This window comes from Stenotrophomonas sp. 78350_Sma (assembly GCF_056482105.1).
Genome location: NZ_CM151182.1, coordinates 2,221,098 through 2,236,194, shown reverse-complemented (window position 1 = coordinate 2,236,194; position 15,097 = coordinate 2,221,098). Strand labels below are relative to the sequence as shown.

11 protein-coding genes are annotated in these 15,097 nt (G+C 66.0%); 6 read left to right on the top strand and 5 right to left on the bottom strand.

The annotated features are described in order from the left end of the window. Nucleotides 1–48 precede the first annotated feature (48 nt). On the top strand, nucleotides 49–1,641 hold the full coding sequence (locus ACZK4H_RS10405; protein ID WP_279947818.1) for a hypothetical protein: 1,593 nt from the start codon (nucleotides 49–51) through the stop codon (nucleotides 1,639–1,641). Between the two features lie 172 nt (nucleotides 1,642–1,813). Here ACZK4H_RS10405 and acnB read toward each other — a convergent pair whose 3' ends face one another. The 3 genes from acnB to ACZK4H_RS10390 are packed head-to-tail and all read right to left on the bottom strand — an operon-like array spanning nucleotide 1,814 to nucleotide 5,078. Beyond that, nucleotides 1,814–4,405 carry a bifunctional aconitate hydratase 2/2-methylisocitrate dehydratase gene (gene acnB / locus ACZK4H_RS10400; RefSeq protein WP_099554761.1) on the bottom strand — a complete coding sequence of 864 codons (2,592 nt, stop codon included), beginning with the start codon at nucleotides 4,403–4,405 and terminating at the stop codon, nucleotides 1,814–1,816. A gap of 43 nt (nucleotides 4,406–4,448) precedes the next feature. Then, the gene (locus ACZK4H_RS10395; protein WP_005409506.1) at nucleotides 4,449–4,847 is read right to left on the bottom strand and encodes a type II toxin-antitoxin system VapC family toxin; all 399 of its coding nucleotides are present in this window, start codon (nucleotides 4,845–4,847) and stop codon (nucleotides 4,449–4,451) included. Nucleotides 4,848–4,853: 6 nt separating this feature from the next. After that, nucleotides 4,854–5,078: an AbrB/MazE/SpoVT family DNA-binding domain-containing protein gene (locus ACZK4H_RS10390; protein WP_099554759.1), complete on the bottom strand. Its 225-nt coding sequence runs from the start codon at nucleotides 5,076–5,078 to the stop codon at nucleotides 4,854–4,856. A gap of 190 nt (nucleotides 5,079–5,268) precedes the next feature. Here ACZK4H_RS10390 and bamE point away from each other — a divergent pair, with 190 nt between their 5' ends. Next, nucleotides 5,269–5,640 carry an outer membrane protein assembly factor BamE domain-containing protein gene (gene bamE / locus ACZK4H_RS10385; RefSeq protein WP_005409504.1) on the top strand — a complete coding sequence of 124 codons (372 nt, stop codon included), beginning with the start codon at nucleotides 5,269–5,271 and terminating at the stop codon, nucleotides 5,638–5,640. Between the two features lie 260 nt (nucleotides 5,641–5,900). Beyond that, entirely contained in the window at nucleotides 5,901–8,654 is a 2,754-nt protein-coding gene (gene acnA, locus ACZK4H_RS10380; protein ID WP_099554757.1) for an aconitate hydratase AcnA, read from the top strand. Between the two features lie 76 nt (nucleotides 8,655–8,730). Here the strand turns inward: acnA and ACZK4H_RS10375 are convergent, their stop codons facing one another. Continuing rightward, the gene (locus tag ACZK4H_RS10375) at nucleotides 8,731–9,177 is read right to left on the bottom strand and encodes a hypothetical protein (RefSeq protein ID WP_239503832.1); all 447 of its coding nucleotides are present in this window, start codon (nucleotides 9,175–9,177) and stop codon (nucleotides 8,731–8,733) included. 103 nt (nucleotides 9,178–9,280) lie between these two features. Next, nucleotides 9,281–10,831: a BCCT family transporter gene (locus tag ACZK4H_RS10370; RefSeq protein ID WP_014037077.1), complete on the bottom strand. Its 1,551-nt coding sequence runs from the start codon at nucleotides 10,829–10,831 to the stop codon at nucleotides 9,281–9,283. A gap of 170 nt (nucleotides 10,832–11,001) precedes the next feature. On the opposite strand from ACZK4H_RS10370, the gene betI reads away from it, so the two are divergent. The 3 genes from betI to betA all read left to right on the top strand — a co-directional run bounded on the left by betI (nucleotide 11,002) and on the right by betA (nucleotide 14,884). Further along, nucleotides 11,002–11,592: a transcriptional regulator BetI gene (gene betI / locus ACZK4H_RS10365; protein WP_005409501.1), complete on the top strand. Its 591-nt coding sequence runs from the start codon at nucleotides 11,002–11,004 to the stop codon at nucleotides 11,590–11,592. Between the two features lie 37 nt (nucleotides 11,593–11,629). Next, entirely contained in the window at nucleotides 11,630–13,102 is a 1,473-nt protein-coding gene (betB, locus tag ACZK4H_RS10360) for a betaine-aldehyde dehydrogenase (protein WP_099604582.1), read from the top strand. Between the two features lie 99 nt (nucleotides 13,103–13,201). After that, on the top strand, nucleotides 13,202–14,884 hold the full coding sequence (betA, locus tag ACZK4H_RS10355) for a choline dehydrogenase (protein WP_006441623.1): 1,683 nt from the start codon (nucleotides 13,202–13,204) through the stop codon (nucleotides 14,882–14,884). Nucleotides 14,885–15,097: the final 213 nt, after the last annotated feature.

Genomic DNA, 15,097 nt, shown 5'->3' with positions numbered 1-15,097 from the left:
GCCCGCCCAGGGCCGCCCGTGCTGTTCCACTTTTCAAGGAGTTTCATCATGGCATTACGCCTGATTTCACCACACAGCATGCTTGCCGCGGCCTGTCTGTTGCCCACGCTCGCCAGCGGTGCCGGTCGAACCGATGGCGCTCCATCGGCACCCACGGCGCCCCCTGCGCGCTGGAGCGAACACGTGGCGATCAGCGCCGGCGCCGGCCAGCACATCCATGACCACCACCCCGATGTGGTACTGCGCATCGTCACCCCGGAAGATGGCGAGCGCATCACTGGCGCAGCGAAGACCGGGCAGTTCGTACGCCAGGTCTTCGGTGCCAGCCCCACAACGCGCCTTGACCCCAGGTATCTGCGCGGAACGAGTGTACATGCAGTACCCAGCCCTGCCATGGAGCTCATGCCCGGCTTGCTCAATGACTGGTTGGAGCGGTACTTCACCGTGTTCCCGAGCGCTATCCCCCAGGGTCGAACGCTGTTGAGGGTGGAGGCAAATCAGTGGGCGCTGGTCTACCAGAAGCCCAAGGCGGGGCAACAGCTCTATCAGCTCAATCACTTTACCCGCCTGCGCCTGCAACAACCCGACGGCAGCACGGTGGATGCAGCGTATTGCAATGATCCCGGGCGCGACGCCACGCTCGAGCAATGGCAGGCCAATGACTACGCGCGCCTTCGCGCCAGCGCCAGGGAACTGGCCGCCTCCTGTGTGCAGCGCCTTACCAGCAAGCTGCCACAGTTCTTCCCGGAGCCGCTGCCAACAGCCGGCAGCGGCGACGGTACGGCGCGCGTGCGGGTCTTCAACTCGGCAACGGAACAGGTCACCATGCTCAGCGATGCCTACTGCCTGGCCGATGGCAGCCGGCGCTTCGATGATCCGCGCTGGCCGGCCTCCAGAGACGTCCCCGCACAGGACAGCGAGGCGGGCAACGTCAGCCTCGGCATCGCCGAAACGGAAACCATGCGCAGCCTGAAGTCGCCGAAGTATCGCGAATATGCCGTGCAGGCAGGGCAGCCGCTGATCTTCGACGCGGACGTCCGCTACCGGGGTGCGTTCTGCAGCGGCACGCTGGCTGTACAGATCATTCCGGTCACTGGTGTGGACTACGAAGTGAAGCTTGATACCGTGGGTCAGGTCTGCAGACTGAACGTCCATAGCGTCGATCGCGAAGGTGTCCGCCTCGCCGTGCCGGCCAGGCGCGCGCCAGAGACGTGCACGCGTCCAGACGTGGACTACACGACGCTCACAGCGAAGACGCCACGCGAACCGCTGGACGCCATGGGCGTGTTTCTGTTCACCGACAGCGGGTTGCAGGTACAGCCCGCGGAGCGGGACAGCGCACCGCTGCAGCTGGCCGACGCTCCTGCCGGCGCTGCGCGACTGGAGATGCTGCTGCAGCAGATGCTGGCAGAGCCGGGAACCCGCGCCTGCGTGATCGTGCCTGAACACGATCATGCCAGCCCGTTGAACACGCTGCTGCGCGACTACGTGCTGGAACACGGTTCGGCATTGCCTGGTCTGTGGGAGACCGCCGCGACGGTCAATCAGGCGCGCCGGGCGGTCCCGGCAGCGCCGATCGATCTGCAGGCCGCCGTACAGCACTGCCAAACGCTGGGCCGCTTGAACTTCCGAGTGCAGTGACGCATCGTCTGCCGATGCCGGAACGCGAGGTGCGGTAGCGCCGGGCCATGCCCGGCGAGCACAGCGCGGTATCGCCGCGCAATCCGGCACCCATGCAGAAACGCCGCGACCCCTCCCGGGATCGCGGCGTTTGGCTTCATCGAAGTGCCGGCCAGCGGCCGGCACTACCGCATCAGGCAGCGACCGTCTTGGCCACGTCCTGGTATTCCTCGATCTGGTCGAAGTTCATGTAGCGGTAGATCTCCGCACCATTGGCGTTGATCACGCCGATGTCCGCCATGTACTCCTCCTTGGTCGGGATGCGGCCCAGGCGCGAGCAGATCGCCGCCAGTTCCGCCGAACCCAGGTACACGTTGGTGTTGCGGCCCAGGCGGTTCGGGAAGTTGCGGGTCGAGGTCGACATCGCGGTGGAGCCTTCGCGGATCTGCGCCTGATTGCCCATGCACAGCGAGCAGCCCGGCATTTCCATGCGCGCGCCAGTGGCGCCGAAGGTGCCGTACACGCCTTCCTTGGTCAGCTCCGAGGCATCCATCTTGGTCGGCGGGGCCACCCACAGGCGGGTCGGCAGGTCACGCTTGCCTTCCAGCAGCTTCGCAGCCGCACGGAAGTGACCGATGTTGGTCATGCACGAACCGATGAACACCTCGTCGATCTTGGCGCCGGCCACTTCGGACAGGGTCTTCACGTCGTCCGGGTCGTTCGGGCAGGCCACGATCGGCTCGTGGATATCGGCCAGGTCGATCTCGATGACGGCAGCGTACTCGGCGTCGGCATCCGGCTCCAGCAGCTCCGGGTTGGCCAGCCACGCTTCCATCTTCTCGATGCGACGCTGCAGCGAGCGCGGATCCTGGTAACCCTCGGCGATCATCCACTTCAGCAGCGTGATGTTGCTGTTGAGGTACTCGATGATCGGTTCCTTGTTCAGGCGCACCGAGCAACCGGCGGCCGAACGCTCGGCCGAGGCGTCGGACAGTTCGAACGCCTGCTCGACCTTCAGCTCCGGCAGGCCTTCGATTTCCAGGATACGGCCGGAGAAGATGTTCTTCTTGCCAGCCTTGGCCACGGTCAGCAGGCCCGACTTGATCGCGTACAGCGGGATGGCGTTGACCAGGTCACGCAGGGTCACGCCCGGCTGCATCTTGCCCTTGAAGCGCACCAGCACCGACTCCGGCATGTCCAGCGGCATCACGCCGGTGGCAGCGGCGAAGGCGACCAGGCCCGAACCGGCCGGGAACGAAATGCCCACCGGGAAACGGGTATGCGAGTCACCACCGGTGCCGACGGTGTCCGGCAGCAGCATGCGGTTGAGCCAGCTGTGGATCACGCCGTCGCCCGGGCGCAGCGACACGCCGCCACGGGTGGAGATGAACTCCGGCAGGGTGTGGTGGGTCTTCACGTCCACCGGCTTCGGGTAAGCGGCGGTGTGGCAGAACGACTGCATCACCAGGTCGGCCGAGAAGCCCAGGCAGGCCAGGTCCTTCAGCTCGTCACGGGTCATCGGGCCGGTGGTGTCCTGCGAGCCGACCGAGGTCATCTTCGGTTCGCAGTAGGTGCCCGGGCGCATGCCCTGGCCTTCAGCCAGGCCACAGGCGCGGCCGACCATCTTCTGCGCCAGCGAGAAGCCCTTGCCGGTGTCGACCGGCTGCACCGGCAGGCGGAACAGATCGGTCGGGGCCAGGCCCAGCGCTTCGCGCGCCTTGCCGGTCAGGCCACGGCCGATGATCAGCGGAATGCGGCCACCGGCGCGCACTTCGTCGAACAGCACGTCGGACTTGACCTGGAACTCGGCGATCACTTCACCGTTCTTCAGCGCCTTGCCTTCGTACGGACGCAGCTCGACCACATCGCCGTGCTCCATCTTCGACACGTCCAGCTCGATCGGCAGTGCGCCGGCATCTTCCATGGTGTTGTAGAAGATCGGGGCGATCTTCGAACCCAGGCAGACGCCACCGGCGCGCTTGTTCGGGATGAACGGAATGTCATCGCCGGTCCACCACAGCACGCTGTTGGTGGCCGACTTGCGCGAGGAACCGGTGCCGACCACGTCGCCGACATAGGCGACCAGGTGGCCCTTGTCCTTCAGGTCGAGGATCTGCTGGATCGGGCCGCGCTTGCCGTCTTCTTCCGGGGTGAACGGCGCATCGTCGCGCTTGTTCTTCAGCATCGCCAGGGCGTGCATCGGGATGTCCGGGCGGGTGGTCGCGTCCGGTGCAGGCGACAGGTCGTCGGTGTTGGTCTCGCCCGGCACCTTGAACACGGTGACGGTCAGGCTCTGCGGCACTTCCGGGTTGCTGGTGAACCACTCGGCATCGGCCCAGCTCTGCAGCACGGCCTGGGCGTTGGCGTTGCCCGCCTTGGCCTTTTCCTGCACGTCGTGGAACGCATCGAACACCAGCAGGGTCTTCTTCAGGCCGTTGGCGGCGATGGTTCCGACGCTGGCGTCGTCCAGCAGCTGCACCAGCGGGGCGACGTTGTAACCGCCGAGCATGGTGCCCAGCAGTTCGGTGGCGCGCTCGCGGCTGATCAGCGGGTTCTGCTCGCTGCCCAGCGCGATCGCGGCCAGGTACGAGGCCTTGACCTTGGCTGCGTCATCGACGCCGGCCGGCACGCGGTGGGTCAGCAGGTCGAGCAGGAACTCGGCCTCGCCCTGCGGCGGGTTCTTCAGCAGTTCGATGACATCGGCCGTCTGCTGCGCGCTCAGCGGCAGCGGCGGGATGCCAAGCGCAGCGCGCTCGGCGACGTGGTGGCGGTAGGCTTCCAACATGACAACTCCCGGGTAATGCGTAGGTTGAAAAAACAAAGTGGGCTCAGGCTTGCGGCACGATCAGCTTCAGGCCCTTGAAGTAGTCGCGGTAAAACGTGTCGTTCCAGGTGATCAGGCCATCGCACTGCAGCAGTGCGTGGGCGCCGACCATGAATTCGTCCAGGCTGCGGCGGCTGCCTCCACGCTGGCGATGACGGCGGTGCATCTCGCCCGCGCGCAGTGCCGACTTGGCCTCCATCGGATTGAAGTGCACGCCCATCTCTTCCAGTGCTTCGAGCACTTCGGCGCCGCCGCGCAGCGATGCGCAGACTTCGGCCAGGGTCGCGCCACAGACCACTACGCGGCCACCGACCAGGCTCTGCCGGAGGATGGCTTCCACCGCATCGGCCTGCGGGCCATTGCTGAGCAGCTCGACCAGCACCGGCGAATCGACGGCGATCATCACGGCTTACTCCTCGTCACGCACCGCGCGTACTGCCGCTTCGGACGACTCGAAGCCGTCCAGCGCGAACTTGCCGCGCGCCCGTGAAATGGCATCGTCAACACTCTTGCGCAGGATGATGCGGCTGCCGTCCAGCTCGACCTTCAGCAGCGTGCCCTTGGTCAGGCCAAGGGCATCACGCACCGCCTTGGGCAGGGTGATCTGTCCGCGTTCAGCAACGGTGGCTTCCATGGGGTACGCCTCAAAAAGTATGCATGAATTATACATACTCGCGACATCCGCGACAAACCCGCCCAATCCGTGACCGCGATCCTATGCTGGTCGCATCCGGGGGTTAGACTGGCGCCGCAGCGACCTGCTGCGGCCCCGGGCTGGACGCGCCGCGTGCCGCCCGTACCCACCCGCCATAAAAGGATGTTCCATGCGCGCCTTGACCCTTGCCCTGATGCTGGCTGCCCCGCTGGCCCTTTCGACGACCGCAGCCCACGCCAATCCGTTCGGCGCCTACACCACCGGCGTCGAGATCACCCAACAGCAGATGGACACCCTGGAAGTCGGCAAGACCAGCCAGGACCAGGTCCGTGAAAAGTTCGGCGCACCCGGCCGCCGCGAACAGCTGGGCGACACCCAGGTCTGGTACTACGACTACGTGAAGATCAAAACCTTCGGCAAGAACATCCAGGAAGCAACCGTCCTGGAGTTCAACAAGCAGGGTGTGCTGACGGCCAAGTCCAAGAGCAACGCCGTCGGCAAGACCGGCAACCCGCTGCTGGATGCCGCCAACGGCAAGTAAGCCCTGCTCGACACGCACTCCCGGACGGGGCGCCCATGGGCGCCCCGTCTGCGTTCGGACCGGCAGGCAACGACCGCACGCGATGACACGAAGGCTACACACACCGCTGTAACCTTGCGTTCCAAGCCAGCCGGGTCATTGCCGGGCGCTGGATCGCCGATACTGGGCAGGATCCGGGGCTGGAATGCCACCGGCGACCGCAAGCAGGCCCGTAGACGCACGGGCCAGAGCAAGCCATCCGCAAGAAGGAGTTACCCCGCATGAGCGATTCGTTCTCCACCCGCAGCCAGCTGAATGTCGGCGGCAAGACCTACGACTACTTCAGCCTGCCCACGCTGGGCCAGCGCTTCGATATCTCCCACCTGCCCTATTCGATGAAGATCCTGCTGGAGAATCTGCTCCGGCATGAAGACGGCGGCGCAACCGTCGGCCCCGACCACATCGAAGCCGTGGCCCGCTGGAACCCGTCCGCCGAGCCGGACACCGAAATCGCCTTCATGCCGGCGCGCGTGGTTCTGCAGGACTTCACCGGCGTGCCCTGCGTGGTCGACCTGGCCGCGATGCGCGATGCCGTGGTGAAGCTTGGCGGCTCGCCGGAGCAGATCAACCCGCAGATCCCCTCCGAACTGGTCATCGACCACTCGGTGCAGGTCGATGTGTTCGGCAAGCCCGACGCACTGGACCTCAACGGCAAGATCGAATTCCAGCGCAACCAGGAACGCTACGGCTTCCTGCGCTGGGGCCAGAAGGCTTTCGACAACTTCAAGGTGGTGCCGCCCAACACCGGCATCGTCCACCAGGTGAACCTGGAGAACCTGGCCCGCGTGGTGATGACCGCGGACAAGGACGGCAAGACGGTGGCCTACCCCGATACCGTGTTCGGCACCGACAGCCACACCACGATGATCAACGGCATCGGCGTGCTCGGTTGGGGCGTGGGCGGCATCGAAGCGGAGGCGGCCATGCTCGGCCAGCCGTCGTCGATGCTGATCCCGCAGGTGGTCGGCTTCAAGCTGACCGGCAAGCTGCCCGAAGGCGCCACCGCCACCGACCTGGTGCTGACCGTCACCCAGATGCTGCGCAAGCTGGGCGTGGTCGGCAAGTTCGTCGAATTCTACGGTGATGGCCTGCAACACCTGCCGCTGGCCGACCGTGCCACCATCGGCAACATGGCCCCGGAATACGGTGCCACCTGCGGCATCTTCCCGATCGACGCCGAATCGCTGAACTACCTGCGCCTGTCCGGCCGCAGCGAAGAGCAGATCGAGCTGGTCGAGGCCTACGCCAAGGCGCAGGGCCTCTGGCACGAGCCGGGCAGCCCGCACGCCCAGTACAGCACCACGCTGGAACTGGACATGGGCACGGTGAAGCCGTCGCTGGCCGGCCCCAAGCGCCCGCAGGACCGCGTGCTGCTGGAAGACGTGCAGAAGAACTACCGCGAAGCGCTGGTCGGCATGACCGCCAACCGTGACAAGCGCAGCGACGACGTCTCCTCCTTCGTCAATGAAGGCGGCGGCGCGGCCGTCGGCAACGAGCAGCTGGCCAAGGGCTACGCCGATATCGAAACCGAAGGCCGCAAGGTCCGCCTGAAGGATGGTGCAGTGGTCATCGCTGCCATCACCTCCTGCACCAATACCTCCAACCCGGCGGTGATGATCGGCGCCGGCCTGCTGGCCCGCAATGCGGCCGCCAAGGGCCTGAACCGCCAGCCGTGGGTGAAGACATCGCTCGGGCCGGGTTCGCGCGTGGTCACCGATTACCTGGAAAAGGCCGGCGTGCTGAAGGAGCTGGAGAAGATCGGCTTCTACGTGGTCGGCTACGGCTGCACCACCTGCATCGGCAACTCCGGCCCGCTGCCGACCGAAGTCAGCGCCGGCATCGCCACCGGCGACCTGGTGGTCACCTCGGTGCTGTCGGGCAACCGCAACTTCGAGGGCCGCGTGCATCCCGAAGTGAAGATGAACTACCTGGCCAGCCCGCCGCTGGTGGTTGCCTACGCCATCGCCGGCACCACCGACATCGACCTGACCACCCAGCCGCTGGGTACCGGCAGCGATGGCCAACCGGTGTTCCTGCGCGACATCTGGCCGAGCAACAAGGAAATCGGCGATGTCATCGCCGCCACCATCGGCCCGGAGATGTTCAAGCAGAACTACGCCGATGTGTTCAAGGGTGACACCCGCTGGAACACCATCGCCTCGCCGGACGGCAACCTGTACGAGTGGAGCGACGCGTCCACCTACATCAAGAACCCGCCGTACTTCGATGGCATGACCATGCAGACCGGCAGCATCGACGACGTGCACGGCGCACGCGTGATGGGCCTGTTCGGCGACTCGATCACCACCGACCACATCTCCCCGGCCGGCAACATCAAGAAGGACTCGCCGGCAGGCCGCTTCCTGCAGGAACGCGGCGTGCAGCCGGCCGACTTCAACAGCTATGGCAGCCGCCGCGGCAACGATGACGTGATGGTCCGCGGCACCTTCGCCAACATCCGCATCAAGAACCTGATGTTCGGTGGCGAGGAAGGCGGCAACACCCTGTACTACCCGGCCGGCGGCGGCCAGCCGGAGAAGCTGGCGATCTACGATGCGGCCATGAAGTACAAGGCCGACAAGGTGCCGCTGGTGGTGCTGGCCGGCAAGGAATACGGCACCGGCTCGTCGCGCGACTGGGCGGCCAAGGGCACCCTGCTGCTGGGAGTGAAGGCGGTCATCGCCGAAAGCTTCGAGCGCATCCACCGCTCCAACCTGGTCGGCATGGGCGTGCTGCCGCTGCAGTTCCGCAACGGCGAGAACGCGCAATCTCTGGGCCTGGACGGCTCGGAAGTGATCGACATCACCGGCCTGCAGGACGGTGCCAGCAAGCGCGCCACGGTTACCGCGACCAAGGCCGATGGCACCAAGAAGACCTTCGAGGTTTCGGTGATGCTGCTGACCCCGAAGGAAGTCGAGTACTTCCGTCATGGTGGCCTGCTGCAGTACGTGCTGCGCCAGCTGGCCGCCAAGTAGAGTCGAGCTCGCTCGACTACGCTCTCTGCAAACCCGAACGGCCGGATCCCAGGATCCGGCCGCCTGCTTTACACGCTCAGGGCCTTACCGCGAAAAAATGCCACGCGGTCTTCTGCGCTGGCCCATGCCAGTCCACGAAGCCGAGTCCCTCTTCCCAGACGGTAGGCCCATCGGGTGCGTCGACATTGACGACCTGCACCACCATCTCACCACCGGCATGCGGCGTCTCCTCCATGCGGTAGCAGACCGCCCCTTGATTCTCCGGGTACAGATTGAACAGGAAGCCTTCGGGACACTGCACCCCGGTGACCCGATACCCACTGATCTGATACCCGCTGGGATCCGAATCGTCGAGGCGGCGCATGTGGATCGAGTACAACGCCACCCCACCCACATGCGGCGCCAACCGCAGGCGGACTGGTGCCGATTCACCTCGCGCCAGCACCGGGAAATCAAGCTGCTCCGGCGGCGAGGCCATCGCCGCGGGAAGACAGCAAAGGGACAACAGCAGGGAAAAACCCAAGATTCGAACCATCACTCGACTCCAACAACGGCAGGTCGAGTGATGATTGCAGCCGACAGGCGCGCCTGTCTTTCAGACAGTTACGAAATGCCAGGCCCTGCCCTCACCGCCGCGGCGCATCCGGGTCAGTCCGCAGGGCCTTCAACAGCCCCCACATATAGAACGCCAGCGTGAACGAGAACGGCAGGCCGCACAGCACCACCGCCGTCTGCATCGCACTGAAGTTGCCGGCCAGCAGCAGGCCGACGCTGGCCACGGTGATGCCCGCCGCCCAGAACACGCGCAGCCAGATTGGTGCGTCATGGCCATCTTCCACGCCGTCGTCAACGCGACGCGTGCACAGGTTGGCGATCATCAGCGTGCCCGAATCGACCGGGGTCAGGAACAGCACGAAGCCGATCACCACCGCGGCACCCGCGACGTACGGCGCGGCGGGCAGGTACTCCAGCAACTTGAACAGCGTCATCGCCGCATCGTGCTGGGCCACGTCACCCAGGATCGCCTGGCCGTGGTTGAGCACCAGGTCGATGGCGGTGTTGCCGAAGATCGACAGCCACGCCAGGGTGAAGCCGAGCGGGATCAGCAGTACGCCCATGATCACTTCGCGGATGGTGCGGCCGCGCGAGATGCGCGCCACGAAAAGGCCGACGAACGGTGCCCAGGCAATCCACCACGCCCAGTAGAACAACGTCCACGAGCCCATCCACTCACGGCCCTTCGGGTCGTTGAGGTACATGTCGAAGCTCTTGCGCACGAAGGCGCCCAGGTAGTCGCCGGTGTTCTGGATCAGGCCATCGAACAGGTGCAGGGTCGGGCCGGTGACCAGCACGAACAGCAGCAGGCCGCACAGCAGGCGCACATTGAGGTTGGAAAGCCAGGCAATGCCCTTCTCCACACCGGCCACCACGCCGATGGTGGCCACCACCATCATCACCAGCACGATCGCCACCAGCACCTGCGGCGTATCCGGGATGTGGAACAGGTAGACCAGGCCGGACTGCACCACCAGCGCGCCGATGCCGAGGTTGGTGACCATCGAGATCAGCGTGGCGAGGATGCCGAAGCCATCGACCATGTCACCGATGCGGCCATGGATGCGCTCACCGAAGATCGGGTACAGCGCCGAGCGCAACGCCAGCGGCAGGTCGCGGCGGTAGGCGAAATAGCCCAGCGCCACGCCGACCAGCGCATACAGCGCCCAGCCGTGCAGGCCCCAGTGCAGGAAGGTCAGCACCATCGCCTCGCGACCGGCGGCCACAGTGCCGCCGGGCTGCCCGGGCGGATTGAGGAAGTGGTCCAGCGGCTCATAGGCGCCGTAGTACAGCAGCGCGATGCCGATGCCGGCCGAGAACAGCATCGAGACCCAGGCGACGTAGCCGAAGGCAGGTGATTCCTCGTTGTGGCCCAGGCGGATGCGGCCATACGGCGAGAACGCCAGCCACAGCACGAAGCCCAGGCACAGCACGATCAGCAGCATGTACCACCAGCCGAACGCGGCCGACACCTCGGCCTGCGCCCACTGCAGCCAGTGCTCGCTGCCTTCGGGATAGAGAACGGTGAGCAGCCCGAGGATGCCGATCGACACCGAGGAGCTGAAGAAGACAAAACGGTTCAAGCGCAGGGGCGAACGCTTGGGATGAGCCAGGGAAGACATGGGGTCGTCTCATCAAGTCCGAGGGAGCACATGGGCGGGGCCGGACCGGTAAACCGGGCCCATGGCGTGGGGCGCGAGCGCATCCTAGGGTTTATTGATTGAACGTTCAATCAATAAAAAGCATAATGGCGGGCAGCCCGATCCTTCGGGTCGCAATCCGTGGAGAGACAATGCCGAAGAAAGGCGTGGAACCGGTACGGCGCGAGCAGCTGATCCGGGCCACTTTCCAGACCATCGACGAGATCGGCATGGCCGATGCGACCGTCGCCACCATCGCGAAGAAGGCAGGGCTGTCCAGCGGCATCGTTGCCCATTACTTCGGCGACAAGGACGGCCTGCTCAATGCTGCAATGCGGCAGATCCTGCGTGAACTGAAGGACGCGGTCGCCCGCTACCGCGCCGACGCCAGCGACGACCCGCGCGAGCAGCTGCGCGCCATCGTCGATGGCAACTTCGACGACAGCCAGATCAACGGCACCGCCATGCGCGTCTGGCTCACCTTCTGGGCCGCGAGCATGCACCAGCCGGAACTGGCCCGGCTGCAGCGCGCCAACGACCAGCGCCTGTTCTCCAACCTGTGCCACCAGTTCAACCGCCTGCTGCCCCACCCGCAGGCCCGCCTGGCCGCCCGCGGCCTGGCCGCGATGATCGATGGCCTGTGGCTGCGCGGCAGCCTGGTCGGCGGCCAGTTCAATGCCGAGAAGTCCCGGCGCATCGCTTACGGCTACATCGACTTCCAGTTGCAGGCTGTCGCGCTATAAGCGCTGCAGCACCCGCCCCCTTCCAAGGAGTACGTCCATGACCACCCTGCCCGTCCAACAGCTCTACATCCACGGCCAGCGCGTCGATGCCACCAGCGGCAAGACCTTCAAGACCGTCAACCCGGCCACCGGCGAGGTGATCGCTGAAGTGCAGGTCGCCAGCCAGGCCGACGTCGAACGCGCCGTGCAGAGCGCGGCCGAAGGCCAGAAGGTGTGGGCGGCGATGACGGCCATGGAGCGTTCGCGCATCCTCCGCCGCGCCGTCGAGATCCTGCGTGAACGCAACGACGAGCTGGCCCAGCTGGAAACCCTGGACACCGGCAAGGCACTGGCCGAGACCACCACCGTGGACATCGTCACCGGTGCCGACGTGGTCGAGTACTACGCCGGCCTGGCCACCGCCATCGAAGGCATCCAGCTGCCGCTGCGCGAATCGAGCTTCTTCTACACCCGCCGCGAGCCGCTGGGCGTGGTCGCCGGCATCGGCGCCTGGAACTACCCGATCCAGATCGCCATGTGGAAGTCGGCTCCGGCCCTGGCCGCCGGCAACGCGATGGTGTTCAAGCCGTCGGAAGTGACCCCGCTGACCGCGATCCGGCTGGCCGAGATCTACACCGAAGCCGGCGTGCCGGCCGGCGTGTTCAACGTCGTGCAGGGCCCCGGTCGCGAGATCGGCCAGTGGCTGACCGAGCACCCGGTGATCGAGAAGATCTCCTTCACCGGCGGCGTCGCCACCGGCAAGAAGGTCATGGCCAGCGCCGCGTCCTCGTCGCTGAAGGAAGTGACCATGGAGCTGGGCGGCAAGTCACCGCTGGTGATCTGCGATGACGCCGACCTCGACCGCGCCGCCGACATCGCGGTGATGGCCAACTTCTTCAGCTCCGGCCAGGTCTGCACCAACGGCACCCGCGTGTTCGTGCCGCGCAGCATGCTGGCCGCATTCGAAGCGGCCGTTGTCGAGCGCGTCAAGCGCATCCGCATCGGCGACCCGATGGCCGCCGAGACCAACTTCGGCCCGCTGACCAGCTTCCCGCACATGGAAAACGTGCTGCGCTACATCGAAAGCGGCAAGGCCGAAGGCGCCCGCCTGCTGACCGGCGGCGGCCGCGCCACCGAAGGCGCGCTGGCCAACGGCGCCTACGTGCTGCCGACCGTGTTCTCCGACTGCCGCGATGACATGACCATCGTCAAGGAAGAGATCTTCGGGCCGGTGATGAGCATCCTTGCCTACGACGACGAAGACGAAGTGGTGCGTCGTGCCAACGACACCACCTTCGGCCTGGCCGCCGGCGTGGTCAGCAAGGACGTCAGCCGCGCCCACCGCATCATCCACCGCCTGGAAGCCGGCATCTGCTGGATCAACACCTGGGGTGAGTCGCCGGCCGAAATGCCGGTCGGTGGCTACAAGGAATCCGGCGTCGGCCGCGAGAACGGCATCTCGACCCTCGGCCACTACACCCGCATCAAGTCGGTGCAGGTCGAGCTGGGCGACTACGCCAGCGTGTTCTGACCGGCGCGCCCTGCGCGCCCCATCGTCCGGCCATCGTGCCGATCCGACATTCCGCCGGGACGCCTGCATGCAGCGCGCCCCGGCCTGCAGGAGACACCCATGAGCACCCATAACGAGTACGACTACATCATCATCGGCGCCGGTTCGGCCGGCAACGTGCTGGCCACCCGCCTCACCGAAGATGCCGATGTCAGCGTGCTGCTGCTGGAAGCCGGTGGCCCGGACTACCGGCTCGACTTCCGTACCCAGATGCCGGCGGCGCTGGCCTTCCCGTTGCAGGGCAAGCGCTACAACTGGGCGTACAAGACCGATCCCGAGCCCTTCATGAACAACCGTCGCATGGACTGCGGCCGCGGCAAGGGCCTGGGTGGCTCTTCGCTGATCAACGGCATGTGCTACATCCGCGGCAACGCGATGGACTACGACAACTGGGCCAGCATGCCGGGCCTGGAAGACTGGACCTACCTGGACTGCCTGCCCTACTTCCGCAAGGCTGAAACCCGCGATATCGGCGCCAATGACTACCACGGTGGTGATGGCCCGCTGCGCGTGACCACGCCGAAGGCCGGCAACAACGAGCTGTTCGCTGCGATGGTCGAGGCCGGCGTGCAGGCCGGCTACCCGCGCACCGACGACCTCAACGGCTACCAGCAGGAAGGCTTCGGCCCGATGGACCGCACGGTGACCCCGAAGGGCCGTCGCTCCAGCACCGCCCGCGGCTACCTGGACCTGGCCAAGCCGCGCCCGAACCTGACCATCGTCACCCACGCGCTGACCGACCGCATCCTGTTCTCGGGCAAGCGCGCGGTAGGCGTGCAGTGGCTGCACAACGACCAGCCGCAGCGTGCCACCGCCCGCCGCGAAGTGCTGCTGTGCGGCGGCGCCATCGCCTCGCCGCAGATCCTGCAGCGCTCGGGCGTCGGCCCGGCCGACCTGCTGCGCAGCCTGGACATCGACCTGGTGCACCACCTGCCGGGCGTCGGCGCCAACCTGCAGGATCACCTGGAGATGTACCTGCAGTACGAGTGCAAGAAGCCGGTGTCGCTGGCCCCGGCACTGAAGCTGTACAACCAGCCGGCGATCGGCGCCGAGTGGCTGTTCCTGGGCACCGGCATCGGCGCCAGCAATCAGTTCGAGGCCGGTGGCTTCATCCGCAGCGACGCCGAATTCGACTGGCCGAACCTGCAGTACCACTTCCTGCCGGTGGCGATCAATTACAACGGCTCCAACCCGATCAAGGCTCACAGCTTCCAGATGCACGTCGGTTCGATGCGCTCGCCGAGCCGCGGCCGCATCCATGTGCGCTCGAAGGACCCGCGCGAACATCCCAGCATCCTGTTCAACTACATGTCGCACGACCAGGACTGGCGCGAGTTCCGTGCAGCGATCCGCATCACCCGCGAGATCTTCGCGCAGCCGGCGCTGGCACCGTACAGCGGCCGCGAGATCTCGCCGGGCAGCGCGCTGCAGACCGACGCGCAGATCGATGCGTTCGTCCGCGAGCATGCCGAGACCGCCTACCACCCGTCGTGCTCGAACAAGATGGGCCATGCCGATGACCCGATGGCGGTGGTCGATGGCCAGGGCCGCGTGCACGGGCTGGAAGGCCTGCGCATCGTCGATGCCTCGATCATGCCGCAGGTGGTGACCGGCAACCTCAACGCGCCGACCATCATGATGGCCGAGAAGCTGGCCGACGTGATCCGCGGCCGCACCCCGCTGGCCCGCAGCACCGCGCCGTACTACAAGGCCAATGGTGCACCGGTGCGCAAGCAGGGCTGAGCCGGCCGCTCACGGTACCCCCCCCGCCGGGCATGGCCCGACGCTACCAGGCGCGTTCTGCCTTCGGTAGCGCCGGGCCATGCCCGGCGGCGTTTGACGCGTTCGCACAATGCGCCACGCAACCCCCTCTTCGCGTTTTCCCTACGGCGGGGTATGCTGCAATGAACGGCCATTGTCGCTACGCTCAGGGCCGGAACCTAATACATCACGATT

Bases quoted from the DNA above. Each gene is read 5' to 3' on its own strand.
- betI (WP_005409501.1), top strand. From the start codon at position 11,002: ATGCCGAAGAAAGGCGTGGAACCGGTACGGCGCGAGCAGCTGATCCGG.
- ACZK4H_RS10370 (WP_014037077.1), bottom strand. From the start codon at position 10,831: ATGTCTTCCCTGGCTCATCCCAAGCGTTCGCCCCTGCGCTTGAACCGT.
- ACZK4H_RS10405 (WP_279947818.1), top strand. From the start codon at position 49: ATGGCATTACGCCTGATTTCACCACACAGCATGCTTGCCGCGGCCTGT.
- betA (WP_006441623.1), top strand. From the start codon at position 13,202: ATGAGCACCCATAACGAGTACGACTACATCATCATCGGCGCCGGTTCG.
- ACZK4H_RS10390 (WP_099554759.1), bottom strand. From the start codon at position 5,078: ATGGAAGCCACCGTTGCTGAACGCGGACAGATCACCCTGCCCAAGGCG.
- acnA (WP_099554757.1), top strand. From the start codon at position 5,901: ATGAGCGATTCGTTCTCCACCCGCAGCCAGCTGAATGTCGGCGGCAAG.
- ACZK4H_RS10395 (WP_005409506.1), bottom strand. From the start codon at position 4,847: ATGATCGCCGTCGATTCGCCGGTGCTGGTCGAGCTGCTCAGCAATGGC.
- bamE (WP_005409504.1), top strand. From the start codon at position 5,269: ATGCGCGCCTTGACCCTTGCCCTGATGCTGGCTGCCCCGCTGGCCCTT.
- acnB (WP_099554761.1), bottom strand. From the start codon at position 4,405: ATGTTGGAAGCCTACCGCCACCACGTCGCCGAGCGCGCTGCGCTTGGC.
- betB (WP_099604582.1), top strand. From the start codon at position 11,630: ATGACCACCCTGCCCGTCCAACAGCTCTACATCCACGGCCAGCGCGTC.